This window comes from Phyllobacterium sp. SL163, assembly GCF_049896885.1.
GTDB classification, from domain to species: domain Bacteria; phylum Pseudomonadota; class Alphaproteobacteria; order Rhizobiales; family Rhizobiaceae; genus Phyllobacterium; species Phyllobacterium calauticae.
This window is the reverse complement of record NZ_JAFCVE010000012.1, coordinates 23,993-49,922: the sequence shown is the minus strand read 5'-3', so window position 1 is coordinate 49,922 and position 25,930 is coordinate 23,993. Positions and strand designations below refer to the sequence as shown.

At 59.6% G+C, this 25,930-nt stretch carries 22 protein-coding genes; 10 read left to right on the top strand and 12 right to left on the bottom strand.

Going from position 1 to position 25,930, the window contains the following annotated elements; translation table 11 throughout:
* Positions 1–66 precede the first annotated feature (66 nt).
* The 7 genes from ACP7B1_RS22930 (at position 67) to pepT (ending at position 8,889) form a co-directional block, all read left to right on the top strand.
* A complete protein-coding gene (locus ACP7B1_RS22930) occupies positions 67–2,142 on the top strand; it encodes an ABC transporter substrate-binding protein (protein WP_426137283.1) in 2,076 nt (691 codons plus the stop codon).
* Between the two features lie 126 nt (positions 2,143–2,268).
* Positions 2,269–3,279 (top strand): ABC transporter permease, encoded by a 1,011-nt coding sequence (locus ACP7B1_RS22925; RefSeq protein WP_223615826.1) that lies wholly within the window; start codon positions 2,269–2,271, stop codon positions 3,277–3,279.
* Positions 3,279–4,406 (top strand): ABC transporter permease, encoded by a 1,128-nt coding sequence (locus ACP7B1_RS22920; protein ID WP_346305545.1) that lies wholly within the window; start codon positions 3,279–3,281, stop codon positions 4,404–4,406. The genes ACP7B1_RS22925 and ACP7B1_RS22920 overlap by 1 nt, the downstream gene beginning before the upstream one ends.
* 35 nt (positions 4,407–4,441) lie before the next feature.
* On the top strand, positions 4,442–6,088 hold the full coding sequence (locus ACP7B1_RS22915) for an ABC transporter ATP-binding protein (protein ID WP_346305544.1): 1,647 nt from the start codon (positions 4,442–4,444) through the stop codon (positions 6,086–6,088).
* Positions 6,089–6,105: 17 nt separating this feature from the next.
* The gene (locus ACP7B1_RS22910) at positions 6,106–7,479 is read left to right on the top strand and encodes an alpha-glucosidase/alpha-galactosidase (RefSeq protein WP_426137273.1); all 1,374 of its coding nucleotides are present in this window, start codon (positions 6,106–6,108) and stop codon (positions 7,477–7,479) included.
* Positions 7,480–7,487: 8 nt separating this feature from the next.
* Positions 7,488–7,652: a hypothetical protein gene (locus ACP7B1_RS22905; RefSeq protein ID WP_426137272.1), complete on the top strand. Its 165-nt coding sequence runs from the start codon at positions 7,488–7,490 to the stop codon at positions 7,650–7,652.
* A 4-nt stretch (positions 7,653–7,656) separates the two neighbouring features.
* Positions 7,657–8,889 (top strand): peptidase T, encoded by a 1,233-nt coding sequence (pepT, locus tag ACP7B1_RS22900; RefSeq protein ID WP_426137271.1) that lies wholly within the window; start codon positions 7,657–7,659, stop codon positions 8,887–8,889.
* A 13-nt stretch (positions 8,890–8,902) separates the two neighbouring features.
* On the opposite strand, the gene ACP7B1_RS22895 is transcribed toward pepT, so the two are convergent.
* The 4 genes from ACP7B1_RS22895 to ACP7B1_RS22880 form a co-directional block, all read right to left on the bottom strand.
* Entirely contained in the window at positions 8,903–9,580 is a 678-nt protein-coding gene (locus ACP7B1_RS22895) for a Pr6Pr family membrane protein (protein ID WP_346307169.1), read from the bottom strand.
* 99 nt (positions 9,581–9,679) lie between these two features.
* Positions 9,680–11,299 (bottom strand): ABC transporter substrate-binding protein, encoded by a 1,620-nt coding sequence (locus ACP7B1_RS22890; RefSeq protein ID WP_346307168.1) that lies wholly within the window; start codon positions 11,297–11,299, stop codon positions 9,680–9,682.
* Between the two features lie 77 nt (positions 11,300–11,376).
* Positions 11,377–12,168, bottom strand: a complete 792-nt coding sequence (locus tag ACP7B1_RS22885) for a creatininase family protein (RefSeq protein ID WP_346307167.1) — start codon at positions 12,166–12,168, stop codon at positions 11,377–11,379.
* A 54-nt stretch (positions 12,169–12,222) separates the two neighbouring features.
* Positions 12,223–13,047, bottom strand: coding sequence for a M55 family metallopeptidase (locus ACP7B1_RS22880; RefSeq protein WP_346307166.1), 825 nt, complete (start codon positions 13,045–13,047; stop codon positions 12,223–12,225).
* A gap of 109 nt (positions 13,048–13,156) precedes the next feature.
* Between ACP7B1_RS22880 and ACP7B1_RS22875 the strand changes: the two genes are divergently transcribed.
* Positions 13,157–14,623: a M81 family metallopeptidase gene (locus tag ACP7B1_RS22875; protein WP_346307165.1), complete on the top strand. Its 1,467-nt coding sequence runs from the start codon at positions 13,157–13,159 to the stop codon at positions 14,621–14,623.
* 47 nt (positions 14,624–14,670) lie between these two features.
* Here ACP7B1_RS22875 and ACP7B1_RS22870 read toward each other — a convergent pair whose 3' ends face one another.
* From ACP7B1_RS22870 to ACP7B1_RS22845, 6 genes are all read right to left on the bottom strand, one after another.
* Complete coding sequence (locus ACP7B1_RS22870; protein WP_346307164.1) at positions 14,671–15,666, bottom strand: oligopeptide/dipeptide ABC transporter ATP-binding protein; 996 nt, start codon at positions 15,664–15,666, stop codon at positions 14,671–14,673.
* Positions 15,663–16,682: an ABC transporter ATP-binding protein gene (locus tag ACP7B1_RS22865; protein ID WP_346307163.1), complete on the bottom strand. Its 1,020-nt coding sequence runs from the start codon at positions 16,680–16,682 to the stop codon at positions 15,663–15,665. Before ACP7B1_RS22865 ends, ACP7B1_RS22870 begins: the two co-directional genes overlap by 4 nt.
* Positions 16,682–17,575 (bottom strand): D,D-dipeptide ABC transporter permease, encoded by an 894-nt coding sequence (gene ddpC / locus ACP7B1_RS22860; RefSeq protein ID WP_223615838.1) that lies wholly within the window; start codon positions 17,573–17,575, stop codon positions 16,682–16,684. The genes ACP7B1_RS22865 and ddpC overlap by 1 nt, the downstream gene beginning before the upstream one ends.
* Positions 17,575–18,591, bottom strand: coding sequence for an ABC transporter permease (locus tag ACP7B1_RS22855; protein WP_223615839.1), 1,017 nt, complete (start codon positions 18,589–18,591; stop codon positions 17,575–17,577). Before ACP7B1_RS22855 ends, ddpC begins: the two co-directional genes overlap by 1 nt.
* A 178-nt stretch (positions 18,592–18,769) precedes the next feature.
* Positions 18,770–20,311 carry an ABC transporter substrate-binding protein gene (locus ACP7B1_RS22850; protein WP_426137270.1) on the bottom strand — a complete coding sequence of 514 codons (1,542 nt, stop codon included), beginning with the start codon at positions 20,309–20,311 and terminating at the stop codon, positions 18,770–18,772.
* A gap of 96 nt (positions 20,312–20,407) precedes the next feature.
* A complete protein-coding gene (locus ACP7B1_RS22845; protein ID WP_346305901.1) occupies positions 20,408–21,082 on the bottom strand; it encodes an XRE family transcriptional regulator in 675 nt (224 codons plus the stop codon).
* Positions 21,083–21,210: 128 nt separating this feature from the next.
* Here ACP7B1_RS22845 and ACP7B1_RS22840 point away from each other — a divergent pair, with 128 nt between their 5' ends.
* A complete protein-coding gene (locus tag ACP7B1_RS22840) occupies positions 21,211–22,356 on the top strand; it encodes an FAD-binding oxidoreductase (RefSeq protein WP_346305900.1) in 1,146 nt (381 codons plus the stop codon).
* 28 nt (positions 22,357–22,384) lie between these two features.
* Positions 22,385–23,647: an amino acid deaminase gene (locus ACP7B1_RS22835; RefSeq protein WP_346305899.1), complete on the top strand. Its 1,263-nt coding sequence runs from the start codon at positions 22,385–22,387 to the stop codon at positions 23,645–23,647.
* 20 nt (positions 23,648–23,667) lie between these two features.
* Here the strand turns inward: ACP7B1_RS22835 and ACP7B1_RS22830 are convergent, their stop codons facing one another.
* Together ACP7B1_RS22830 and ACP7B1_RS22825 are read right to left on the bottom strand one after the other, a co-directional pair.
* Entirely contained in the window at positions 23,668–25,029 is a 1,362-nt protein-coding gene (locus ACP7B1_RS22830; RefSeq protein WP_346305898.1) for a HAMP domain-containing sensor histidine kinase, read from the bottom strand.
* The gene (locus ACP7B1_RS22825) at positions 25,026–25,700 is read right to left on the bottom strand and encodes a response regulator transcription factor (RefSeq protein WP_223615845.1); all 675 of its coding nucleotides are present in this window, start codon (positions 25,698–25,700) and stop codon (positions 25,026–25,028) included. The genes ACP7B1_RS22830 and ACP7B1_RS22825 overlap by 4 nt, the downstream gene beginning before the upstream one ends.
* Positions 25,701–25,930 lie beyond the last annotated feature (230 nt).

Below are 25,930 nucleotides of genomic sequence, written 5' to 3'. Positions count from 1 at the left end.
GCTTTTCCCGGCTTGGAGGAGACGGGAATGGCCATACCGGCTGGATCAAATCGAGAGGGAGAGACGATGAGCCATCTGCGCTATTGGAGTACACTCGCCTTGGGTGTTTCGATGCTGGCCGTTCCGGCAGCGGCATCGGAGCCGACAGTTCCGCCTGAACCGCCATCCTTCAAAGCGCAAGCCAAAATCACCTATGTCCCGCGCGACGCGATCCTCGAATTCAAGACCCTGCCCGCCTATCATGAGCCGGATTGGATGACCGAGAAGTTCGTCAAGACCGGCAAGCTTCCGCCGGTTCAGGACCGCCTGCCCAAGCAGCCGCTTGTCTACCGGACGACCAACATGCCCGATGGCATCGGTGTCTACGGTGATACCTTGCGGCACGTCATCGGCGGCCGGCCGGAGGGCTGGAACTACAGTGGCGGCCAGTCGCAGGGTTATGGAGGCATCGACATCGGCCTGTCCGAATGCCTGACGCGAACGGCACCGCTGTTCCAGGTCGAAGCGAGCGACGTCGAACCGCTGCCCAACCTCGCCAAGGGGTGGGACTGGTCGCCGGATGGCCACACGCTGACCATGCATCTGATCGAAGGCGCAAAATGGTCCGATGGTGCGCCATTCGATGCCGATGACGTCATGTACTATTGGGAAGACAATGTCCTCGATCCCAATGTTTCACCGCTGAATGGCGCAACACAGGAAACCTTCGGCGTTGGCACAACGCTGAAGAAAATTGATGCCTATACGGTCCAGTGGACTTTCAAGGATGCGTTCCCGCGCCAGTATCTCTATGCCATGGCCTATGGCACGTTCTGCCCCGGCCCGGCGCATATCCTGAAGACGAAACATCCCAAATATGCCGGGACAACCTACGACCAGTACAAGAACGCTTTCCCGCCGGAATATATGAACATGCCGGTCATGGGTGCCTGGGTACCGGTCGAATACCGCCCCGACGACATCATCGTGATGCGCCGCAACCCCTACTACTGGAAAGTCGACGAAGCCGGCAACCAGCTGCCCTATGTCAACGAGATGCATTACAAGCTTTCCACATGGGCCGACCGTGACGTCCAGACCGTTGCAGGGGCCGCCGATTTCTCCAATCTCGAACAGCCGGAAAACTTCGTGGAGTCGCTGAAACGCGCCGCGCAGGACAATGCACCCGCCCGGCTTGCCTTCGGACCCCGCCTGATCGGCTATAATCTCGACATGAACTTTTCCGCCAATGGCTGGGGCGCACCCGATGCGCGCGGTCAGGCCGTGCGCGAACTCAATCGCAACGAGCATTTCCGCAAGGCCGTCACCATGGCCATCGACCGCAAGAAGCTCGGCGAAGCCCTTGTCAAAGGACCGTTCACGGCGATCTATCCGGGCGGGCTGTCATCAGCAACGAGCTTCTACGACCGGCAGTCCACCGTCTATTACCCCTTCGATCTGGAGGGGGCGAAGGCTGAACTGGCCAAGGCCGGCCTGAAGGACACCGACGGCAATGGTATCGTCAATTTCCCGCCGGACAAGGCTGGCGGGAAGGACGTCGAGATCACCCTTCTCGTGAACAATGCCTACAGCACCGACAAGAACCTTGCCGAGGGTGTCATCGCGCAGCTGGAAAAACTCGGACTGCGTGTCATTCTCAACGCCCTTGACGGCAACCAGCGGGATGCTGCCAATTACGGCGGGCGCTTTGACTGGATGATCCTGCGCAACAGGTCGGAACTCGCCTCCGTCGTGCAGAACACGGAACAGTTGGCGCCTGTCGGGCCACGCACAAGCTGGTACCACCGTGCCCCGGAAAACGGCACGGTCGACCTGATGCCCTACGAGGAAGAACTGGTGAAAATCGTCAACGCATTCATCGCGAGCCAGGACAATGCCGAGCGGGCTGAACTGATGAAACGCTATCAGAAGGTTTACACCGCCAACGTCAACACGGTCGGGCTGACTGAATTTGCCGGCGCACTGGTCATCAACAAGCGCTTCTCCAACATCCCGTCCGGGGCGCCGATTTTCATGTTCAACTGGGCTGAAGATGCCGTCATCCGTGAACGCATCTTCGTCAAGGCGGACAAGCAGGGCGACTATGAACTGTTCCCGCAGCAATTGCCGGGAAAACCCGGCGGACCCGGACCGATGAACTAAGCCTCCCAAGGCCTCTGATCCGGCCGGTCGCACCGCGTTGCGACCGGCGGGGTGGACTGAAAAATCCAACGGCATGAATGTGTTCACGCCAGTTTTGAAACCAACACAAGAAAAGCGAACCGGCCCATGCTACGATTCCTGCTTGTGCGTATCGCATCCGCCATCCCGGTGCTGTTTGTGCTGAGCGTCGTGACCTTTGCCATCATTCAGGCACCGCCTGGCGATTACTCCGACTACATCCGCTCACAGCTGATGAACCAGGGTGGCGCGTCCTTCGAGGCAGCCGATGCACAGGCGCAGGCGTACCGGGTTGCCAATGGCCTCGACAAGCCGCTGCCCGTGCAATACGTCAACTGGATCGTCGGCATGGTGACCCGCGGGGATTTCGGCCACAGCATGTTCTACAACAAGCCGGTTGCCGATGTGGTTGGCGAGCGGTTGCCGCGCACGCTTCTCCTCGCCCTCACCTGCCATATCCTCGCGTCGATCATCGGGATCAGCTTCGGGATACTGGCCGCCACGCGGCAATATTCCTGGGTGGACAGCCTGCTCTCCGGCATATCGTTCCTGGGCATGACCGTGCCGCGCTTCCTGATGGCGCTGATCATTGTCTACATCATGGTGTTTCACTTCAACGTCTCGGAGATCGGCAGCTTTTATTCCCCGCGCTATGGCGGTGCGCCGTGGTCGTGGGGCAAGTTCGTCGATCTGGTCCAGCACGTGTGGCCGGTCGTTGCCATCGCCACCTTTGGCGGGCTCGCCTACAATATGCGCGTGATGCGCGGCAATCTGCTCGACACGCTCAACGCCCAATATGTCGAGACGGCACGGGCCAAGGGTTTGAGCGAGGGCGCTGTCATCATGCGCCATGCGGTGCCGAATGCGCTGCATCCCCTCATCATGTATCAGGGCGTCGTCCTGCCATACATGCTGACCGGCGAGATCGAAACCGCCATCATCTTCGCGCTGCCGACGGTCGGGCCCGCCATCGTCGGGTCCATGTGGATCGGAGACGTCTATGTCACGGCGACCTTCATGCTGGTGCTCTCGGCAACATTGATTGTCGGCAACATCATTGCAGACGTTCTGCTGGCGCTGATGGACCCGCGGGTTCGCCAGTACGGGGAGGCGCGGTGATGCAAATCCAGATAAGACCGCCGGTTGCCGCCGTGGACATCCGCAAAGCCAACCGCGGCAATGAAAGCTATTCGGCTCTCGTGTGGCGGCGCCTCAAACGGTCCTGGACCGGCATGATCGGACTTGTCCTCGTCTGCCTGCTGCTTGTTATGGCCGTCTTCGCCGGTTTCTTTGCTCCTGTCGATCCCTCCCAGACGGAGATCGGCTTCGCACCGCCGGAAGCCGTGCGCTTCTTCGACAAGGACGGGCATTTCAATCTGCGCCCGCGCACCTATCCGGTCGCCGAGACCGAGGAACTCGATCCGGTGACATTCCAGCCGGTGGTCGGGCTGGACTATGGCAATCCCCGCCTGTTGGGGTTCTTCGTCAAGGGCTTTGAATACAAGCTGCTTGGCATCATCCCGGCGGACCGGCATTTCTTCGGCACCCTCGACGGCAAGCCCGTGCATTTCCTTGGAACCGACAAGTTCGGCCGTGACGTTCTCTCCAGAGCCATTTACGGCTCCCGCGTCTCGCTGATGATTGCGCTGATTGTCGTCTCCATCGTGACGGTTGTCGGCACGACCGTCGGACTGGTCTCCGGCTATTTCGGCGGACGGTTCGATGCCTGGACACAGCGTTTCGTTGAACTGGTCCTGGCATTTCCCCAGCTTCCACTGTATCTCGCCCTCAGCTCGCTCATACCCGTCACGGCTCCGACGAGCATTTTCCTTGGTTTCGTCATCATCATCATGTCGGCGCTTGGCTGGGCGCAGATGTCGCGTGAAGTGCGCGGCAAGACACTGGCACTTGCCCGCATCGAATATGTGCGTGCGGCGCTGGCGGTGGGTGCCTCAGACCGGCGCATCATTTTCCAGCACATCTTTCCCAATGTCATGAGCCACGTGATCGTTGCCGTCACCATCGCGATCCCGCACATTGTCCTTCTGGAATCCTTTCTGGGCTTCCTCGGGTTTGCGGTGAAGCCTCCGCTGATTTCCTGGGGGCTGATGCTGCAGGACACCGCCACCTATTCCGTCATCGGGTCCTACCCGTGGATTCTCACCCCCGTCGCCTTCGTGCTTGTGACCGTCTTTGCCTTCAATGCCCTGGGCGACGGTTTGCGCGATGCTGTCGATCCCTATTGAGGCCGGAAATCATGCACACGCAGGAACCAAGCACCATGGCACCCGAACAGCGGCTGGACAATTCAGCCCATCGGGACAATCCGATCATCGATGCCCGCAATGTCGCCGTCCGCTTCACGGTCGAAGAGGGGGTCGTGGAGGCCGTCAAGGATGTCTCCTTCCAACTTTATCGCGGCGAGACGATTGCCATTGTCGGCGAATCCGGGTCGGGGAAATCGGTGACCGCCCGCACCATCATGGGGCTCCTGACAAAGCGCGCCGTGGTGTCCCAGGAATCGAAAATTGCCTATGACGGCAAGGATATTCTCAAGTTCTCGAGCCGGGCGCGGCGCGCGTTGCGCGGCAATCGCATGTCCATGATCTTTCAGGAGCCCATGAGCTCGCTCAACCCGATCTATACGATCGGCAGCCAGATCGTCGAAGCCATCCGCGTGCACCAGCGCATCAGCCGGCGCGACGCCCGGCAACGCGCGCTGGACCTGTTGATACAGGTGCAAATTCCCGATCCGGAATCCCGGCTCAACCAATATCCGCACCAGCTTTCCGGCGGTCAGCGCCAGCGCGTCATGATTGCCATGGCGCTCGCCAACAATCCCGACGTATTGATTGCCGACGAGCCGACCACCGCTCTCGACGTGACGGTGCAGGCCCAGATCCTCAACCTCATCCGCGATCTGCAGAAGCGGCTTGGAATGGCGGTCATTCTCATCACCCATGACCTTACCGTCGTCCGGCAGTTTTCCGATTATGTCTACGTCATGCAGCATGGCGAGGTGAAGGAGCACAACACGACCGCAGCGCTCTTTGCCACCCCCCGCCACCCCTATACGTGCCATCTCCTCGGGTCCGAACCCAGAGGGCAGGCCAACCCGATGCCGGCGGACTGCGAAGCCATTCTGGAGGGCAAGTCGGTGCGGGTGACCTACATGTTGAAACGCGGCGGTTTCTTCAAGCCGCAATTGCACGAGCTTGTGGCTGTCGACAGTCTCAGCCTGAAACTCCACAGACACGAGACGCTCGGTATCGTCGGTGAATCCGGCTCCGGCAAGACCACCTTCGGACAGGCGCTCGTCCGGCTGGTGCATACGGACAGCGGCGAGATTTACTTCGACCGGCAGCCGATCCACGACAAGTCGCGGGCCGAAATGCGGCCGCTGCGCTCGCGCATGCAGATCGTGTTCCAGGACCCGTTTTCCTCGCTCAACCCGCGCATGTCGATCGGGCAGATCATCGAGGAAGGACTGGTTATCAATGGGATCGGCGTCAACCGGGCGGACCGTCTCGACCGTGTCCAGAAAGCCCTGGCGAGTGCCGGGATGCCGCACAATATCCTGTCCCGCTTCCCGCACGAATTCTCCGGCGGCCAGCGCCAGCGCGTCGCCATTGCACGTGCCATTGCGCTGGAACCGGAATTCATCCTTCTCGACGAACCCACATCGGCGCTCGACCTGTCTGTCCAGGCGCAGATCATCGATCTCTTGCGCAAGCTGCAGGATGAGCGCGGTCTCAGTTACCTCTTCATTTCCCACGACCTGAAAGTGGTTCGTGCGCTTTGCCATCGTGTCATGGTCATGCAGCACGGCAAGGTCGTCGAGGAAGGCCCCGTCAACGACGTTCTCTTTCATCCCAAGACCGCCTACACTGAACGGCTTGTCAAAGCCGCCTTCGAGGTAGCCGCATAATCCTCCCGGAGATTGCCATGTCAAAACAGCCCAAAGTCACCTTTATCGGAGCCGGATCGACCGTCTTCATGAAAAACATCATCGGCGATGTTCTGCAGCGCCCGGCCCTGTCGGGCGCAAAAATCGCGCTGATGGACATCAATCCGCAGCGCCTCGCCGAGAGCGCCATCGTCGCCGGCAAGCTGGCAAAAACACTCGATGCCAAGGCCATCATCGAAACGCATACGGACTGCCGGCGTGCACTCGAGAAGGCGGACTTCGTCGTGGTTGCGTTCCAGATCGGCGGATACGAGCCCTGCACCGTCACAGATTTCGAGGTTCCGAAGAAATACGGCCTGCGCCAGACCATTGCCGACACCCTTGGTGTTGGCGGCATCATGCGCGGCCTGCGGACCGTACCGCATCTCTGGGCAATCTGCGAGGACATGCTGGCGGTCTGCCCGCAGGCCATCCTGCTGCAGTATGTGAATCCCATGGCCATCAACACCTGGGCAATTGCTGAAAAATACCCAACGATCCGTCAGGTAGGTCTTTGCCATTCCGTGCAGGGAACGGCGAGCGAACTGGCGCGCGACCTCGACATCCCAATTGGAGAAATCCGCTATCGCGCTGCAGGCATCAACCATATGGCCTTCTACCTGCAGTTCGAGCACCAGCAGCCCGATGGCAGTTACCGCGACCTCTATCCGGATCTAGTCCGGGGCTATCGCGAGGGGCGGTTGCCCAAGCCCAGCCACTGGAATCCGCGCTGCCCGAACAAGGTCCGCTACGAGATGCTCACGCGGCTCGGCTATTTCGTCACTGAAAGCTCCGAGCATTTTGCCGAGTACACGCCCTATTTCATCAAGGAAGGCCGTGACGATCTGATCGAAAAGTTCGGCATTCCGCTGGATGAATACCCCAAGCGCTGCATCGAGCAGATCGAACGCTGGAAGGGACAGGCGGAAACCTATGCCAAGGCCGATAGGATCGAAGTGAGCGAAAGCCGCGAATATGCCTCGTCCATCATGAATTCCGTATGGACCGGCGAACCATCGGTCATCTACGGCAATGTGCGCAACAATGGCTGCATCACGTCCCTGCCCGCCAATTGTGCGGCGGAAGTGCCATGCCTTGTCGATGCGTCCGGCATTCAGCCAACCCATGTCGGCGCGCTGCCGCCGCAACTCACCGCCCTCATCCGCACCAACATCAATGTACAGGAACTGACCGTACAGGCGCTGATGACCGAAAACCGGGATCACATCTACCATGCGGCGATGATGGACCCGCACACCGCCGCTGAGTTGGATCTCGATCAGATATGGTCGCTCGTCGATGATCTTCTTGCTGCGCACGGCGATTGGCTTCCCGCCTGGGCCCGTGGTTCCCGGAAAGTGCAGGCCGCTTAGGCGGAGCGATGCATCGTATCAATTGCAGGGCTGTCACCCTGCAATTGAACACCGGCGGCATGCTTGCGGCGGAGGCGAACGGGAAAAAGCGGGGAGCAAGGCAAAAATCTGTTCACGATGCCGGCGGCAAAGGCTACAGCAGTGCATCACTGGCATGCAAAGGTTGGAGCTGAGCCCATGACCGATACCGTTACCGATCGTTTTCTTCGCTACGTCGTCATCGACACCCAATCGGATCCCAAATCGTCCGCACAACCGTCCACCGAGAAGCAGAAGAATCTCGGCCATGTGCTGGTTGGGGAGTTGCTCGCCATCGGCCTGTCCGATGCGCATATGGACGAGCACGGCTACGTCCACGCAACCATCCCGTCCAATGTCGACAAGCCGGTGCCGGTCATCTGTTTCTGCTCGCACATGGACACAGCGCCCGATTTTACCGGCACAAGCGTCAAGCCGCGCATCCTGCAGAACTATGGCGGCGGCGACATACAGCTGCTCGGCGATCCGCAGCAGGTCATTCGGGTCAGTGACCATCCCGTCCTGCTCGACCAGATCGGCAATGACATCATCACGACAGACGGAACCACCCTTCTCGGCGCCGACGACAAGGCCGGGCTGGCGGAAATCATCACGGCGGCACAGTTCCTCGTCGACAACCCGGATATCCGCCACGGCACCATCAAGCTGCTGCTCACCGTGGACGAAGAAATCGGGCGCGGCGTCGACAAGGTGGACGTGGCCAAGCTCGGGGCACAGTTCGCCTATACCGTCGACGGCGAAACCGCAGGCCATATCGAGGACGAGAGTTTCTCGGCCGACGGGGTCGACATCACCATTTCGGGCGTCGCAATTCATCCGGGCTTCGCCAAGGACAAGATGGAAAACGCCATCAAGATCGCCGGCGCCATCATCGACCGGTTGCCCCGGGACATTGCGCCCGAGACAACGGAAGGCAAAGTGGGTTTCATCCATCCGACAGGCGTCACCGGTTCGATGGAAAAGGCGGCGCTCAGCTTCATCATCCGTGATTTTACCGATGACGGCCTTGCCGCCAAGGAAGCCATGCTCGAAGCGCTGGTGAAGGACGTCATGGCCGGTTATCCCGGTTCGTCCTACACGTTCACCGTCAGGCAGCAGTACCGCAACATGAAGTCCGTCCTCGACCGCCACCCGGCGATCGTCGACAACGCGGTTGAAGCGGTCCGCCGGGCCGGCATGGTGCCGGTGCGCGGCAGCATCCGTGGTGGCACCGACGGTTCGCGGCTGTCCTTTATGGGCTTGCCCTGCGCCAATATTTTTGCCGGCGGCCACGCCTTCCACTCACCGCTCGAATGGGTCAGCCGCCAGGACATGGAAAGAGCCGTCAAAACGCTGGTCGAGCTCGCAAAGATCTGGGAAGAACGGGCCTAGCGCCAAATTTGCTCTAGAGTGCCCGCGCAATGCGGGCACCATATCTGCAGGCCAGGCGATCGATAGTGATGACCAGTGTTCCCAGCCCCAGAAAACCGGCAGTCATCCAGGCCATGTTCACCGCCGTTTCATCGAGACCGATCTCCGGGACATCGATGAAGGGATAGGGATAGAACCCGGAGACATAGCCGTGGATCAGGGTGTAGACCGCATAAGCCGCGGGGAAAGACAGCCACCACAAGGCATGGCGCCACAAGAGCGCGCCGCGCCTGACCCAGAACAGCCAGTCAATGAAGTAAAGCACCGGCACGGCGTAATGCAGAATCTGGTCGCCGCGTGCCTGCCATCCCGTTGGCCGCCACGCGGTCTGCAGGACAAGGGCATAAATGATGCTGGTCATGACCACATATGACAACAGCGCCGACCTGACCGGAGGACATAGCGCCCATTGCCCCGGCCGGGACCGTGGTGCCGCCAGGGAAAACACCAGGCCGAGAAAAACAAGCGCATTGGTCTGGATGGTGAAATAACTGAAAAAGTTGGCCGTCAATCGGAGCCGGCTGACATGGGCGGCGGGTATGATGGCAAAATACGCGATACCAATACCCGCCAGCACGACCATTGCGAGCATGGAGCGGTAGATTCGAACGGCCGTCATACCCGATGTTTGAGTGATTTGTGGTGATTTCACCGCCTCAGTTTCCTCCGATGGCCGGAGAATGCTCTAGCCATATCCGTCCGGAAACTGAAGCGGTTTTTGCCTAAATCGTCACTGCACCGAAGCTTTCAGCTATTCCGACAGATCGACACCGTCGAAACGATGCGAACCCAGCGGATCCAGCACATATCCGGACACTTTTTTCGACATCGGCATGACGACGGTCGAATGATCAAGGGCCGCGATCGGTGCCTCTTTCTTGATGATGAGCTGCGCTTCCTCGTAGAGCTTTGTGCGCTCGGCCTGATCAGAAACCTGGCGTGCCTTTTGCAGAAGCGTATCGAGCGGCTGGAAACACCAGTTGGAGTAATTGCTGGCACCGACGCTCGTACAGCTGAAGAAGAAACTCAAGAGGTTATCCGGATCGCCATTGTCGCTGGTACCGCCGAGGATGACGGCTCCGTCCCGGTTCTTGTCGCGCGCCTTCTTGAGATATTCGCCCCATTCATAGGAAACGATCTCGACTGAGACGCCAACCTTGGCGAAATCGGCCTGGATCAATTCGGCGGCCCGGCGGGCATTGGGCATGTAGGGACGGCTGACCGGCATTGCCCAGATCTTCATCGCCAGATTGCTGACGCCCGCAGCCTGAAGCATTGATTTCGCCTTTTCCGGATCGTAGGGATCGTCTTTGACGGCATCGTTGTAGCCCCAGACTGCCGGCGGCAACGGGTTCTTCGCGACCTGCCCCATACCCTGAAACACGGCTTCCACGATGGCCTGTTTGTTGATCGCCATGTTCAAGGCCTTGCGCACCTCCGGCTTGTTGAAGGGCGGAACAAGCGTGTTGTAGGCGAGATAGGCGACATTCAGGCCGGGTTGTTCCAGCACCTTCAATTCGCTGTCGGCTTTCAGCACGGCGACATCGGCGGGCGACGGATAGGAGGCAACCTGGCACTCCCCTGCCCGCAGCTTCTGCATCCGCGTCGTCTGGTCGAGGGTAATGGAGAAAATCAGGTCATCGATCTTCTGCTTGCCGCCCCAGTAATCCGGATTGGCGGTGAAACGGATCACGGAATCCTGCTGGTAATTGACGAACTGATACGGTCCGGTCCCCACCGGCAGTTCGTTGAGCTGCGTCATCTTTCCATCCGCCTGCAGATGATCAGCATATTCCTTGGAAAGGATCGATGCGAAGTCCATGGCAAGGTTGGCAAGCACCGAAGCGCTCGGGGCCGCCAGAACGATCTTGACCGTCTTGTCGTCCACCTTGCTGATTTCCCTGACCATGTCGGGAAGGCCCATGGCGGTTGTCATTTCCCAGGTAACGCCCGTGATATAGCTGTGCCAGGGACTGGTCTTGTCGAGCTGGCGCTGCAGCGAGAAAATAACATCGTCAGCGTTGAGATCGCGGCTGGGCGTAAAATACTCGGTGGTGTGGAATTTTACGTTGTTTCGAAGCTTGAACGTATAGGTGAGCTTGTCATCGGAAATCGTCCAGCTCTCGGCGAGACCGGGAATGACCGTCGTTGTTCCGTTCTGAAACTCCACAAGCCGATTGTACACCGGCTTCGAGGAAGCATCCCAGGTGCTGTTGGCGGAATAAAGCGCCGGGTCAAACCCTTCAGGCGAAGCCTCTGAGCAGTAAACCAGTGTTTTGGCGCTGGCCGGTGATGCCAGGACCGGGAAAAGCGCGAGGGATAAAGCGGTGCAGGCAAGAGCTGCGGATTGCCGGGCAATACCGAAATTCATCAGATGTTCTCCTCTTTTGTTTTTATCGGCGGGGCCAGGACAACGCCCCGCCAGTCTTCCTTGCAAACCAAATCGGATTACGATGCGGCCCAGACCGCCTGCGGCTTGGACCAGAGTTGTTCCGACCGGATCAGCGACACAAGCTCGTCCGCCTGAATCTGGAGGAAGCGCTCGCCCTTTTCTGCCGATGCCGACCGCGGGTCTCCCATGGTGCCGGTGACCGGAGCTCGTTCCGGGAAGGCGTAGAAGCGCGAAATCCCGGATGGAACCGATATGGCGCCGTCATGCTTTTCCGCAGCTTCGGAGAACTTCTCCGTCTTCACCATATCCCCGGCGATGGCCAGCATCAGCGAGGATTCGCCTTCACAGGCATGGGTCGGGCCGGCATCCACCTCCAACACCGCGGCCAGCTTTTCCGGAGCAAGCATCCACGGTGTCGTAGCGACGATGGGCATGGCGTATTCCACCGCCAGCTCACGCACCGAAACCGCCAGCGGATCGATGTTGCCGCCATGGCCGTTGACGATGAGCAGCCTCTGGAAGCCGAGAACCTTGAGCGAGCGGACAATGCTCGTCAGCACGGCGCGATAGGCCGCATAGTCGAGGCTGATCGTGCCGCCGAAGGGAAAGTGATGTTCGCTCATGCCGAGCCAGAGGCCGGGCAGAACCGTCACCGGCATCTCGCCTGCGATCTGCCTCGCCGCCTGCAGCGACACCGCAACAGCGCTGGCGGTATCGGTGATAACCGGAAGATGGGGACCATGCTGCTCAAGCGAGCCAACCGGCAGGATCACCAGCGCATTTGGACGCCCTGCCCGCTCCTTCAGTTCCGGGGCCGTCAAGCGGGCCCATTCTACTTCCCTTGTCATTGTTCCAATACTCCCGAAAATGCTCTGTCATCGCGGGTGACAGGCTGTGCGTGGCTAGAAGGTCAACTGCGAATTGAAGCCGAGAACGAACATGATGAACTTCGACACATCGACCATATCGTCTCCCTGATAGCGGATCGTATAGCCGTCTGTTCGCTCGACGAACTTCAGATAGGACAGGAATTCGGCGGGAAGCCGGTTGCGGAAGGTGATCTCCAGAACGGGTTTCTCAATCACCAGCGGCTGCGTCGAACCAATCCGCGACAGGGCCGTCTTCACGCCCGCCCGCAGTTTTTCATGGGCTGCATTGGGGGTGAGCGAGCGCGCCGAACGGCTGCCATAGGCCCACTTTACGGGAACGGTCACGATGTCCCCGAGATGTTCGCTGATCTCCTGCATCGCCACATCGTCTCCGGACGCCAGGATGACCGGAACGCCGAAATCACCGGCGGTCGCGGCATTGATACCGGCCTCGGGGACAACCTTGCCGTTGATGCGGATTTCGTGAAATGCCGTTCCGCCAATGGTGTGGGAGAGCACCCCGCCCATATGGCTGGCCCCCGCATGGTAACCGATCAGCATGGCTCCGGCGAATGTCCCGACCTCGATCCCCTGCATCATCATCAGCGGCCGCGGCCAGCTGCGGACGATCTGAACATAATCGGGCAGGCGCTCGATCTTGATGCTCTGGCCATTGCCGTGCGAGTCGCTCAGCACGATTTCCTCAACGCCGTTTTCGTGCGCCTCCTCGCAGGCGGCGACAACCGTGTCCGTCATCCAATCGCGGGCACGTTCATACTCGAATCCCTCAGGCGTCAGATGATCGCGGCTGACCACACCAACGATCCCCTCAATATCGGCAGAAATGTAAAGGCGCATGTTTTCCTCCCAGCTCCAGACCATATGGCTTAATACGAGATTGACTTTCCGACAAGAAACATAATTTATCTATAGGAAAATTAATTTTCAAAAGTTTCGGAGGATCACCGTGAAGCTGTTCATTGCAGGCCTGGATACGGAGACAAATACCTTTTCTCCCATACCAACGGGCTATGAAGCATTCCGTGAAAATCTCATTGCCCATGGCGATGCCACGTCCAGGCCATTGAACTGCTGCTCGTCGCAGATGCATGTCTGGTCGAATGCGGCAACGGCTCGCGGCTGGAGTGTGGTTGAAAGCCTCTGCGCGGTGGCAGAGCCGGGCGGCACCACCACCCGGACGACCTATGAAGCGTTTCGTGCGGAAATTCTTGCCGACCTTCGAGCGGCGATGCCCGTTGATGGCGTGCTGCTGGCGCTGCACGGCGCCTGCGTTGCCGAGGGTTATGACGATGTCGAAGGCGATCTTCTGTCCCATGTCCGCAAGATCGTGGGCCCGGATATACCGATCGGTGCGGAACTGGACCTGCACTGCCATCTGACAAAGACCATGATCGACAATGCCACCATGCTGGTCGCCTACAAGGAATATCCGCATACGGACATAGAAGAGCGCGCGGAACATCTTTTCCAGCTGCTGGTCAAGGCGCTTGAGGACGACTGCCGTCCGGTGATGGCCGATTTCGACTGCCGCATGATCGGCATGTTCCGCGTGCATCAGCAGCCGCTGCGCGGACTGGTTGACCGGATGAAAGCGCTCGAGGGACAGGACGGCATCTTGTCTGTCTCCTTCTGCCACGGTTTCCCGTGGGGCGATGTTGCGGATGTCGGCGCAAAGATGCTGGTGGTGGCGGATCGCGACATCGGCAAGGCGCAGGCGCTGGCAACGGCATTTGGCCAGGAAATATTCGCGCTGCGAAAAGAGCTCAAACCGGAACACAGCAGCATTGACGAAGCGCTCGACCAGGCACTGGAGGTGCCACACGGCACGGTTGTGCTTGCCGACGTATCGGACAATGCGGGTGGCGGCGCCCCCGGAGATTCGACATTCGTGCTCAGACGGGTCATCGAACGGGGCATCAAGGACGTTGCCAGCTGCCTCTATTGGGATCCCATCGCCGTCCGGCTTTGCCACGAAGCCGGGGAAGGCGCGGTGCTTCCCTTGCGGATCGGCGGCAAGATCGGCGAGGCATCGGGCCAGCCGCTTGATCTGACGGTGACCGTACGGCGTCTTGCCTCCGGCATCACCCAGCGTTTCGGCATTGTGCCGCTGTCGATCGGCGATGCCGCCTGGGTCAGTTGCAATGGTGTCGACATCGTCCTCAACAGCCTGCGCACCCAGACGTTCCATCCGGAATGCATGACAGCGCTCGGGCTTGATCCCTCCACGCGGAAAATCGTCATCGTCAAATCAAGCAATCACTTCCGCGCCGGATTTGAGCCGATCGCCAGCAAAATTCTTTACATCGCCGCACCGGGCGCATTGCAGCCGCACTTTGAAGACCTGCCCTATACAAAACTGAAGAACAGCTATTGGCCCAGGGTGGAAAACCCCTTTGCCACCGCCATAGCCTAGAGCGCCTGGAAACGCCGCAGATCAAAACGACCTGCGGTGTTTCCAATCTATGCCGGCATATGCAGATGGCAGCGCGCTTGATGAGGGGATGCTTTCTCCGCATCGGCCTTTGGCACAGTCAACAGCGCTTGCGGCAATTCGCATCCCGGCACGGCGGACCCGCACCGCTCGCGATAGTAGCACCCGGCGGGCAGACGACGGTTGTTCGGAAGCTCGCCGGTAAGGCTGGCATCCACGTCAAGAAGAGAGTTTTTCAAACTGGGAACGCTGGCGAGCAAGGTCCGGGTATAGGGGTGTGCGGGATGGTCAAACACCGCCTCCGCTGGCCCCGCCTCGACGATCTGGCCAAGATACATGACGGCAACCCGGTCGCAGAAGTTACGGACCAGCGACACGTCATGCGAGATGAACAGGTAGGAAAGCCCAAGCTCGCGCTGCAGCTTCAAGAGCAGATTGATGATCTGCGCCTGCACCGACACGTCCAGTGCCGATGTCGGCTCGTCGAGGATCAGAAGCTCGGGGTCCGTGCTCAAAGCCCGGGCAATGGCGATGCGCTGGCGCTGCCCCCCGGAAAACTCGTGCGGCAGGCGGTCGAGCTGGTCGCTTCTCAACCCGACGGAGATGGCAAGTTCTTCCGCCCGCGCCCGCAAGGCAGCCGCCGGCATGCCTCCCCTGATATGCAGCGGTTCCGTGATCAGGCGCCAGACCGGCAACCGCGGATCAAGCGACGATTGCGGGTCCTGAAAGACGATCTGCATCTTCTGCCGGAGATCGCGCTTGAGCGTGCCGTTTGCACCGGCAAAATCATGCCCGTCCACCAGTACTCTGCCGCTCGTCAGCCCCACCAGGCCGATCACCGCCTGAACGAGCGTGCTCTTGCCGCAGCCGGATTCCCCGACGATGCCGAGGCTTTCGCCCGGCAGCACGCAGAGATCGACATTGTTGACGGCATGGACCTGCGAGGTCACCCGCCCGTACCAGTTTGTTGCTCCGGGAAACCGGACAGTGAGATTTTCAACGCTGAGGAGAGGTGCTGCTTTCACGACGGAACCTCGCTCGACGGCAGGGATGGATGGCCGGCCCGTTGCCAGCAGGAGACCGACTGCCCGCCCGGCAAGGCGGTTTCATGCGGCTTCTCCATACATCTCGTATCAGCCTCCGGGCATCGCGGCCGGTAAAAACATCCGGGCGGCGGATCGAGGAGATTGGGTACCGTGCCGGGAATGGACTCAAGCGGCTCCTTTGGCCGGACACGTTCGGGCAGGCAGCGCAGAAGCGCCCGGGTATAGGGATGCTGTGGCCGGTCGAGGACCGCGCGGGTCGGCCCTGACTCCACGATGCGCCCGGCATACATGATGTAAAGCCGGTCGCAGATTTGCGATACCACGGCGATATTGTGGGATATGAACACCACCGATGTTCCGGTTCGCCTTGCCCGCCCCTGAATAAGCCGCAGGATCGCCGCCTGGACCGTGACGTCCAGAGCCGTTGTCGGTTCGTCGGCGATGATCAGGCCCGGATTGCACGAGAATGCCATGGCGATGAGCACCCGCTGGCGCATGCCGCCCGACAGTTCAAAGGGATAGGCCTGCATGATGCGGGCGGGCTCCGGGATGAGCATATCGGCCAGAATATTGACCGCCACCGCTTCGGCCGCTTTTCTGCCAAGCGCTTCGTGACGCCGAATGACGCTCACCAGCTGCTGGCCGATCCGGATCGTCGGGTTGAGCGCATTCATGGGCTCCTGGAAAATGGTCGAAACCAGTTTGCCGCGAACCTGCTGAAGCTCCTCTTCGTCCATCGCCATCGGATCGCGCCCAAAGAGACGAATGCTCCCTTGCGTGATCTTGTACCGGCCTTCCGGCAACAGGCGTGTTGCCGCCATTGTGCTGACGGACTTGCCGCAGCCTGACTCGCCGACCAGACCGACGATTTCGGCATTTCCTACTTTGATCGTCACGCCATCCAGCGCCTTGATGGCGCCGGCATAGGTCGGAAATTCGAGCGAAAGGTTTTCGATGCTCAACGCGTGCGGACGCTGTACGCTGTGTGCCGTCATTATCTCGTCCCCAATCGCGGATCCAGCATGTCGCGGATGCCGTCACCCAGAAGATTGCAGCCCATGGCCGTCACAAGAATTGCCAGCCCCGGAAACGTGCCATACCACCACTGATCGAGGATGAAACTCCGGCCGCTGCTGACAAGCGCGCCCCATTCCGCCGTTGGCGGCTGTGCGCCAAGGCCAATGAAACTCAGCGCCGCCGCGATGAGGACAATGCCGCCGAGATCGAGCGTTGCCTGTACGATCAGCGGGGAAAGTGCATTCGGCAGCATGTGCCAGCGCAGGATGTAGAGGTTGGAGGCTCCGAACGTTCGGGATGCCTTGACGAAAACCCGCTCGCGCAGCGAGAGCGTCTGGCCGCGCGCCAGCCTGACATAGGCCGGTATACGCACGATCGCCACCGCCAGCATCGAATTGAAAAGGCTTGGGCCAAGGGCGGCCGCCAAGGCCATGGCAAGCACCAGTGCGGGCAAGGCCAGGACGACGTCCATGATACGCATCATGGCGCTGTCGAAAATTCCGCCAGCAATTCCCGACAGGCAACCCAGAAACACGCCGATGCTCATGGAAATGAGCACGATCATGAAGGCCGCGCCGCAGGACGCGCGCGAGCCGTAGACAACGCGGGAGAACAGGTCCCTGCCAACTTCATCCGTGCCGAACCAATGGGCTGCGCTCGGCGGCATCAGCCGCGCCGACAGCATGACCTTGTTGGGGTCATACGGCGCGATGAAGGGGGCGCCGACGATCATGATGACGAGCAGCGTGATGATCAGCAGCCCGACCAGTGTCAGCGGGCTGCGCCGCGTCAGATACCAGAGAAAATGCAGTCGCGAGCGCTTCGACACGCGGCCTGCAGCGGTTTGATCTTCGGGATTGATTGCAACCATTATCCCACCTCCCGGATTTGCGGATCAGCAAGCATGTAAGCCAGGTCGATCACCAGATTGATGAGGACGTAGCCGATGGAGGCAACCACGGTGAATCCCATGATGGCCGGGAAATCCAGGGTCTGGATCGACGTCACCACGTAGGTGCCCATGCCCGGCCAGGCGAAGATGGTTTCGGTGAGCACGGCCCCGTAGAGCAGATCGCCCAAGGCAAGACCGAGCAGCGTGATCGAGGGTATCAACGCATTGCGCAAGGCATGGTTGAAAATGACGACCCTGCGCCGCAGGCCGCTTGCCCGGGCGGTGCGGATATAGTCTTCCTGCAGCACATCCAGCATCGACGCGCGGATCTGCCGCGTAATGACACCGAGATTGGCGAAGGCCAGCACGAAGGTCGGCAGAATGAGATGCCGCACGGCACTGAGAAACGCGTCAAACCGGCCCTCAAGCAAGGTATCGATCAGGAAGAAGCCGGTGACACGCTGCGGTACGGCAAAGGCCATGGCCAGCCTGCCGCTTCCCGGCAGAATCTGCAATTTGGCATAGAACAGGAGGATAACCACCATGCCGAACCAGAAGACCGGCATCGAAATACCGCAGACCGAGATTGTGCGGGCAATCTGGTCGATCGGGCCATCCTTGTAGATCGCCGAGAAAACCCCGAGCGGCACGCCAATCAGGACCGCTAGCACGAGCGAGAGAATGCCAAGCTCCAGCGTGGCCGGCAGAAAGGTCGCGATGTCGGCGGCTACCGGCCGCCGCGTTCGCAGCGACGTTCCAAGATCGCCGTGCAGCAGGCTACGCACATAGATGACGAACTGATCGGTGACCGGCCGGTCGAGCCCCAGGTCGCGCCGCACATTCTCCAGCGTTTCCGCGCTCGCCCGGTCTCCGGCGATCAGGCGTGCGGGATCTCCGGGTATCAGGTGCGAAATGGCGAAAGTAATGATGGCAACGCCAAAGACGACGAAGAACAACAGGATGAGGCGCGGAACGATAATTCGAGTGATTGTCATGAACATCAATCCTCATTTCGTGCAGGTTATGCTGAGTCACATCATGGAAATGCGCGCATCCCTTCCGTCCTGTCCGGACGGAACCCGATGGTCCTCCTGTCCCTCGCGTTGCGTGAACGCTTAGGACAGGAGTTTCAACTGACGAAATGTCAGGCCGGGTGGTCACGCCAGCGCCCGGCTATTCCTTCTTGGACATTGTCGCGAAGTTGTAGACCTGGATCAGCATCGGGTTATAGACATAACCCTGAACTGCGGCCCTCCGCGCAAAAATATCATTCTTCTGAATGAGATAGAGATAAGGCGCATCCTGCGTGGAAAGCGTCTGGGCTTCCAGATAGAGCTTTTCGCGCTTGGCCTGATCAACTGTGCTGGCCGCCTCCTGCACGAGGCTTGTTACCTTGGCATTATTATAGAATGCGCGATTGCCCGGCCCGCCCATTTTCGCCGGGTCGAACCAATAGTTCATGAACATGTAAGGATCGGCAAAATCCGGTGTCCAGGCACCCGGGGCAAGGTCGTAATTGCCCTTGGCCGCCATTTCGCGCTTTGTCGTATCAGCCACCGCCTGCAGATCCAGCTTGATGCCGATTTCGGCAAGACTGGCCTGCAGGGCAAGGCCGACCGGTTCCCACGACGTATCGGCCTGGGAGAACGTATAGGTCAGATGAACATTGGACTGACCCGCTTCCTTCATCAGTGCCTGGGCTTTTTCAATGTTGTAGCTGTACTGGAAACCTGCGGGATCATGGCCCCACATTCCGTCGGGCACGGCCCCGCGCATTTGCACGGCCTGCCCCTGCATGATGCCGTCCACGATGCCCTTATAGTCAACGGCATAGGAAATCGCCTGGCGGACGCGGACGTCATCCAGCGGCGGACGCTTGTTGTTGAGGTAGACGTAGCTGACATAGAGGCTCGGATTGCTCTCGACAACAATCGAGGGATCCTTCTTCAGGGCTTCCGCTTGATCGACGGGCACCTGTTCGATGATATCCGCGTCACCATTGACGAGTTGCAGGCGGCGGGCGGAAACTTCTCCCATGACCCGAATGACGACCTGCTTCAGGGCAGGTGCCGGCCCGGAAAAATGCGGATTGCGGTCAAGCACGATGCTCTGATTGCGCTCCCAGCTCGAAATCCTGTAAGCGCCGCTCCCTGCAGAGTGCTCGACAAGCCAGGCCTTGGCCATGTCGCCGTTGACTTCGTGCTCCATCACCTTCGGATTGACAATCGCCGCACCCGAAACCGCAAGGGTCGACAGGAACGGAGCGAAAGGCGACGACAACACGAATTTCAACGTCATCGGATCGACGACCTGCACTTCCTTCAGCACGGGAAATGAATCGGACGGCCCGGCCTTGAGCTTCATCAGGCGATCGAAACTGAATTTGACCGCCGCCGCGTCAACGGCGGTGCCATCGTCGAATTTATGGCCGGCGGCGAGCTTGATCGTCCACACCAGATTGGCGTCATCGACAGACCAGCTCTCGGCAAGTTCGGGAACAACCTCGGTGGTCGCTCCTTTATACGCAACCAGATGTTCGTAGGCTGCGTAGATCAGCGTATAGCCGCTGTTGCTGATTTCCACGCCCGGGTCCGCTGTCGGCGGATCCTCGGCGCGCGCAAGAACCAGGACATCTGCGGCGGCCATGGCGCTGCTGCTGACCGACGTGGCAAGCAACAGGGCAAGCCCAATTTTTTTCCAATGTGAGAAAACCATTTTAGACCCTCTGAGGTTCGGCGGACTCGAACGGCGCCTTGTTTCCGGCAATTTATCCGCACAATCAGAATAGGTAATGATTTTCCTAAGCGCAACTTATTTTCTTATCATACTAGTCTTGCGCTGGTTTTTGGATTTCTTTTTCAAATTCGAAACCTCGCCATCGGCACCGATCAGTGAGTTGATCAGATCCTTTTCAGAGGTCGAGCAAACACAGAGAATCCGCGCCGGAGTTTCGCTGACGGAGAGATAGGCGTGCCCCATGGAAGCATCGAAATAGACTGAATCACCGGCTTTCAACGTCGCGGGCTCATAGTGTTCCGTGTGCAGTTCCAGAGCACCTTCAACGACGTAGGTATATTCCTGACCGTCATGGCGGACGAATTCACCAAATTCCTCCATTGTCCTGGCATGCAGAACGGCAAGGATCGGCACCATGGATTTCTTGGATATTTCCGTGCAAAGGTAGAGATAGTCATAGTTTCCGGTCTGGATCAGCCGCCCTTCCCCTTGCCGGCTTATGGCGCGGCGCCCCAAAAGATTGGGGGTGGAATCCACAGGCCTTGTGCCGAAAAGCTCAACAATATCGACGCCCAGCCCCGCTGCGAGTTGAACCAGACGATCATAGGTCAAGGACATCTGATTGTTCTCGACCTTGGAAAGCGTCGACACCGCAAGCCCGGTCATTTCGCTCACTTCCAACAAAGTCCAATGCTTGCGAACGCGAATGTCCCGAAGAAAGTCACCCAAGCCAGTTTTCTGATCGGTCATTATAATTCTATCATCCTACAATTTATCGCGATTTACGCTACTACAGCCCGCCCATTGACGCGATAAGGAAAATTTACTTGATCATTAGGAAAATTAAGTTTCTTATGCGCTAAATTCGGGAGCGATACATGTTCGATTTCATTATCATTGGCGGTGGCATTGCCGGCGCTTCGGCAGCCTACGAACTGGCTGCCAAGTCATCCGTGCTTCTTGTCGAGCGCGAGTCCCATTGTGGATATCACACCACGGGACGATCCGCAGCGCTCTTTTCCGAAACCTACGGCAATGCCGCCATCCGCGCGCTCACCCGGGCAAGCCGCAGCATGTATGAAGTGCCGCCGGAGGGTTTTGCCCAGAATGAACTGCTCAGCCCCCGCTCCGTCCTTTATATCGCCCGGGACGATCAGCGCGACGGTATCGCGGCCATGGCCGATATCCTCGGCTCCAGCGGGAAAACCTCTCCGGTCATGACACCCGCCGATATATGCAGGCGCGTATCGATCATCCGTCCCGACTATGTCGCCTGCGGACTGCTGGACGAGACCTCCCGGGATATCGACGTCCACGCCCTGCATCAGGGATATTTGAAAGGTGCGCGCGCCCGCGGCGCCAGCATCGCAACGTCGGCGGACGTCCTTGCGCTGAAGCGAACCTCGACAGGCTGGGACGTTGCGACCTCGAATGGTGTTTTCCATGGCACAACGGTCATCAATGCTGCGGGAGCCTGGGCCGATGAGGTGGCGGCGGCGGCCGGTGCGGCCCGGATCGGCCTGACGCCGCTGCGCCGGACGGCGATGATTTTGGACGCGCCGGACGGCATCGATGTCTCCTCCTGGCCGCTCGTTCTCGACGTTGACGAGGAATTCTACTTCAAACCGGAAGCGGGCAAGCTGCTGGCGTCCCCGGCCGACGAAACACCGAGCGAACCCTGTGACGCGCAAGCCGACGAAATGGATGTGGCCATCGCTGTCGACCGCATCCAGCAGGCGGCCGATCTGCCGGTCCGTTCCATATCGCGGCGATGGGCTGGCCTGCGGACCTTTGCCGCCGACAGAAGCCCGGTCGTTGGCTACGATCCCGCGCTCGCCAACTTTTTCTGGCTTGCCGGCCAAGGCGGTTATGGCATACAGACCGCTCCGGCGCTGGCAAAAGTGGCGGCGGCGCTTGCCTGTCACGAGCCCGTGCCGGACACCATCCTTGAAGCCGGTTTCGACGCGGGGTCCGTTTCCCCCGCGCGAAAGGAACTCCAATCACTTCAACGGCTGCAAGCCTGATATCTTGCGGCATCAAAGGGACCGGCTGATGACTTTCAACGTGGATTCACTGGCATCGCTGATGCTGGACGACAGCTTCAAGGGCTTTCCATTCGGAAAGCGCATGCCGCTCAGCGATGTCGGCAAACAGCATTGGAACGTGCTCGCCGGCGATGTCCCGCTTCCTGCAGCGGTGATCCGTGCCGATGCGCTGGCGCACAATTCACGCTGGATGCAGCGGTTTGTCTCCGATCGCGGCGCGCTGATCGCTCCCCATGTCAAGACGACCATGTGCCCGCAGATCATGGCCCGCCAGATTGCGGATGGAGCCTGGGGATTGACGGTTGCCACGGTTCACCAGTTGCGCGTTTGCCGCCAGTTCGGGGCGCAAAGGATCATTCTCGCCAACCAGGCCGTGGGTGCAGCCGAGCTCAATGCCATTGCCGAAATGCTGAAGGCGCCGGACCTCGACTTCATGATGATCGTCGACAGCATCGAAGGCGTCACCGCCGTCGCCGACGCTGCACGGCGCAACCGTCTTGCCCGGCCGGTCAAATTGCTTGTCGAGCGCGGATACAGCGGCGGGCGCACCGGCTGCCGAACCAACGACATCGCCACCGCACTTGCGCATTACATCCGCGCCACGCCGGACGTCTGCCTGGCTGGCATCGAAGCGTTCGAGGGCTTGATCAAGGCAAAATCCGGCGCGCAGGAACAGGCCGTGACCGCCTTTGTCGCCGACATCGCCGCCCTTGCGCAATCGTTCCGGGAATTGAACCTGTTCGGAACAGAGGATCCCATCGTCACCGCAGGCGGCTCATCCTATTATCACATTGTCATTGAGCAGCTGGCGAAGGCGGGAATGCGCGTGGTCACGCGCAGCGGCTGCTACGTGACCCACGATTCCAGCCTGTATCACAACCACCACAACCAGCTGAAATCCATCATCGGTGAGGAAGACGGATTGAGGCGGGCGCTGGAAATCTGGGCCTATGTGCAATCCATCCCCGAACCCGGGCTTGCCCTGCTCACGGCGGGCCGCCGCGATTGCGGCACCGACGCCGGATTACCGATACCGCTGCTCATGGCAAATGCGGAGACCGGCGTTCGGGACCTTCCCGAGGGATGTCAAATCGTCGATATCAACGACCAGCATTGTTTCATGCGCTTTGATACCGGCTTGAAACTGGCCTATGGCGACCGTATCGGCCTGGGGATTTCGCATCCATGCACGACGTTCGACAAATGGGACATCATGTATCTCGTCGATGAGGATTATAACGTCCAGGACGTGTTCAAGACATTTTTCTAGCGGCCATAAACCTTCCAAGATCAAGCCGCCGTGCTGGGAAAGCGCATCGTGAAGCAGGCGCCCTTGAGGGGGCCATTGCCGATCTCGATGGCTCCGTTGTGAAGCTGCATGATTTCCTTGACCAGGTTCAGGCCGAGGCCCGTTCCGGAGCTCTGCGGCTGCAGGCGGTTGAACGGTTCGAAAACCTCTTCGCGCTTCTCCCGCGAAATTCCTGCGCCTTCATCCGCCACGACAATGGCTTTCGTTTGCAGCACTTTGACCAGAATGGTGCCTGCCCCGCCGCCATGATCGATCGCGTTCTGAACCAGATTGGTGAGAGCCCGCTCGATGGACATCGGATCGCCATCCACGATGACTTCACCGGCGTCGGGTTCGAATGACATTTCGTACCCCGCCGCGAAGGCCAGTGGCGCAAGGTCAAGCACCACGCGTCCGGCAACACCCACGAGATCGACCGGAGCGAAAGCCACGGGCGCATGATTGAGCCGCTGCAGGTCGAGGAGTTGCCCGCTCAGGATGGCCAGTCTTGATATGTCCTGCAGGAGCTGGGTCTTCTCGGCACTCGCGGGCAATGCCGCAACGCGCGTGTTGAGGATCGCAATGGGCGTTCGAAGTTCATGCGCCGCTTGAGCCAGAAAGCGTTCATGCAAGGCATACCCCTTGTCCAGCCTGCTCAAGGCATCATTGACCGCATTGACGAGCGGACCGAGCTCGTCGGGAACTTCAGCCGTCGACAAACGCATGCCGCGTTTGTCGTAGGCGATTTGAGCGGCTTCGTCGGCAGCCCTTTTGACCCCCTTCAATGCAAACCGCACGACCAGCGGGGTTATGGCGAGGCTGGCCACGGCCATTGCCAGGAAGAGAGGGATAATGACCGTCATCATCCCGCCGGAGACGCCGGCGATCATGCGCTTGAACGACATGCGTCCCTGCGTTCCCGTGAATATCTGCACGGTCCCGGCGGCGGTATCCTGCCATTTGACGACGGCGTCGGGCCGTTTTGGACGCCCCGGTTCATCGGCCAGACGCGCATCCGCCAGATGATCGAGCATGGCGCCAGTCGGTGCGAAGGCAGGAGGAATCTTTCCCTGCGACAGTTCATTTCCCGATTTGTCGCGGATGATGAACCAGAGATCGGCGACATCCCCGCGCAATTGCACCATATCGGGCGTATCCAGCAGAACCAGTTGACCCGCTTCATTGCGGGACAGGGCATCTTTCAGGACATCGAGATTACCGCCCTCATAATCCTCGATCAGATAGCCGGAACTCCACAGGCCACCGACAATGGCGACCAGCAGCGACAGGATGATCGCGGCTTCGAAAAGCAGCAGGCGGCTGACGAGCCGCCATTTCAGCGACCGCGAACTCCACAATTTCATGCGGTCTCCCGCAGGAGATAGCCAAGACCGCGGACACCGTTGATGGTAACGCCTGCACCGGCATCGGTGAGTTTGCGGCGGACCCGCGAAATATGCGTATCGAGCGCATTCGAATCGATTTCGTCATTCATGCCGAAGACTGCTTCCATCAGCGTGGCGCGCTGCACCATGCGCCCCATGCGCCGCATCAAGGCTTCAAGCACAAGCACCTCCCGCCTTGGCATGTCGATGCGCTCGCCCTTGACCCAGGCCTCGCGGTGCCCGAAATCAAACGCCAGCTGGCCGATTTTCGCCACCTCCGGCACGAGGCTCGACGGCCGGCGCAGCAAGGCGCGGACCCGTGCCAGAAGCTCTTCATAGGCAAACGGCTTGCCAAGGTAGTCATCGGCGCCACTCTGCAACCCGGCAACACGGTCGTTCAGATCGCCGCGCGCCGTCAGCACCAGAACCGGGATGTTCTGCCCGTTTGCACGCAAGCGCGGGACCAGCGACAGTCCGTCACCGTCCGGCAACTGGCGGTCGAGAACGAGCACGTCGTGCACATTGTCTCTCAGCATGAATTCCGCGGCAGCGATGGTAGAGACACTATCGACAATCATATTCTGACGGGTCAGGACGTTGCACAGGGCGGCAACCATCTCCTTCTCGTCCTCAACCAGCAACACCCGCATTCCAGTCCCCCATAAGCCTGTCCGCCAACAAGATGACACAGGATAGCGTGCGTACATTGAGGCTGGCTTGCATCGGAAATCGCTTTTCCCGGCGCAACGCCAAATGTGTTCACAAGCCCGGACATGACACGCTGCCTCAATGTAGAAGCTGCAACCGTTTCCCCGTCAACGACAATTCACGCGAGGAAACAATGAAATCAATTCGACCGCACCGGTCATCGTACCATCTG

Bases quoted from the DNA above. Each gene is read 5' to 3' on its own strand.
- ACP7B1_RS22915 (WP_346305544.1), top strand. From the start codon at position 4,442: ATGGCACCCGAACAGCGGCTGGACAATTCAGCCCATCGGGACAATCCG.
- ACP7B1_RS22845 (WP_346305901.1), bottom strand. From the start codon at position 21,082: ATGACCGATCAGAAAACTGGCTTGGGTGACTTTCTTCGGGACATTCGC.
- ACP7B1_RS22930 (WP_426137283.1), top strand. From the start codon at position 67: ATGAGCCATCTGCGCTATTGGAGTACACTCGCCTTGGGTGTTTCGATG.
- ACP7B1_RS22920 (WP_346305545.1), top strand. From the start codon at position 3,279: ATGCAAATCCAGATAAGACCGCCGGTTGCCGCCGTGGACATCCGCAAA.
- ACP7B1_RS22925 (WP_223615826.1), top strand. From the start codon at position 2,269: ATGCTACGATTCCTGCTTGTGCGTATCGCATCCGCCATCCCGGTGCTG.
- ACP7B1_RS22825 (WP_223615845.1), bottom strand. From the start codon at position 25,700: ATGCGGGTGTTGCTGGTTGAGGACGAGAAGGAGATGGTTGCCGCCCTG.
- ACP7B1_RS22865 (WP_346307163.1), bottom strand. From the start codon at position 16,682: ATGACGGCACACAGCGTACAGCGTCCGCACGCGTTGAGCATCGAAAAC.
- pepT (WP_426137271.1), top strand. From the start codon at position 7,657: ATGACCGATACCGTTACCGATCGTTTTCTTCGCTACGTCGTCATCGAC.
- ACP7B1_RS22890 (WP_346307168.1), bottom strand. From the start codon at position 11,299: ATGAATTTCGGTATTGCCCGGCAATCCGCAGCTCTTGCCTGCACCGCT.
- ACP7B1_RS22835 (WP_346305899.1), top strand. From the start codon at position 22,385: ATGACTTTCAACGTGGATTCACTGGCATCGCTGATGCTGGACGACAGC.
- ACP7B1_RS22905 (WP_426137272.1), top strand. From the start codon at position 7,488: ATGCATCGTATCAATTGCAGGGCTGTCACCCTGCAATTGAACACCGGC.
- ACP7B1_RS22910 (WP_426137273.1), top strand. From the start codon at position 6,106: ATGTCAAAACAGCCCAAAGTCACCTTTATCGGAGCCGGATCGACCGTC.
- ACP7B1_RS22840 (WP_346305900.1), top strand. From the start codon at position 21,211: ATGTTCGATTTCATTATCATTGGCGGTGGCATTGCCGGCGCTTCGGCA.
- ACP7B1_RS22885 (WP_346307167.1), bottom strand. From the start codon at position 12,168: ATGACAAGGGAAGTAGAATGGGCCCGCTTGACGGCCCCGGAACTGAAG.
- ACP7B1_RS22855 (WP_223615839.1), bottom strand. From the start codon at position 18,591: ATGACAATCACTCGAATTATCGTTCCGCGCCTCATCCTGTTGTTCTTC.
- ddpC (WP_223615838.1), bottom strand. From the start codon at position 17,575: ATGGTTGCAATCAATCCCGAAGATCAAACCGCTGCAGGCCGCGTGTCG.
- ACP7B1_RS22830 (WP_346305898.1), bottom strand. From the start codon at position 25,029: ATGAAATTGTGGAGTTCGCGGTCGCTGAAATGGCGGCTCGTCAGCCGC.
- ACP7B1_RS22850 (WP_426137270.1), bottom strand. From the start codon at position 20,311: ATGGTTTTCTCACATTGGAAAAAAATTGGGCTTGCCCTGTTGCTTGCC.
- ACP7B1_RS22880 (WP_346307166.1), bottom strand. From the start codon at position 13,047: ATGCGCCTTTACATTTCTGCCGATATTGAGGGGATCGTTGGTGTGGTC.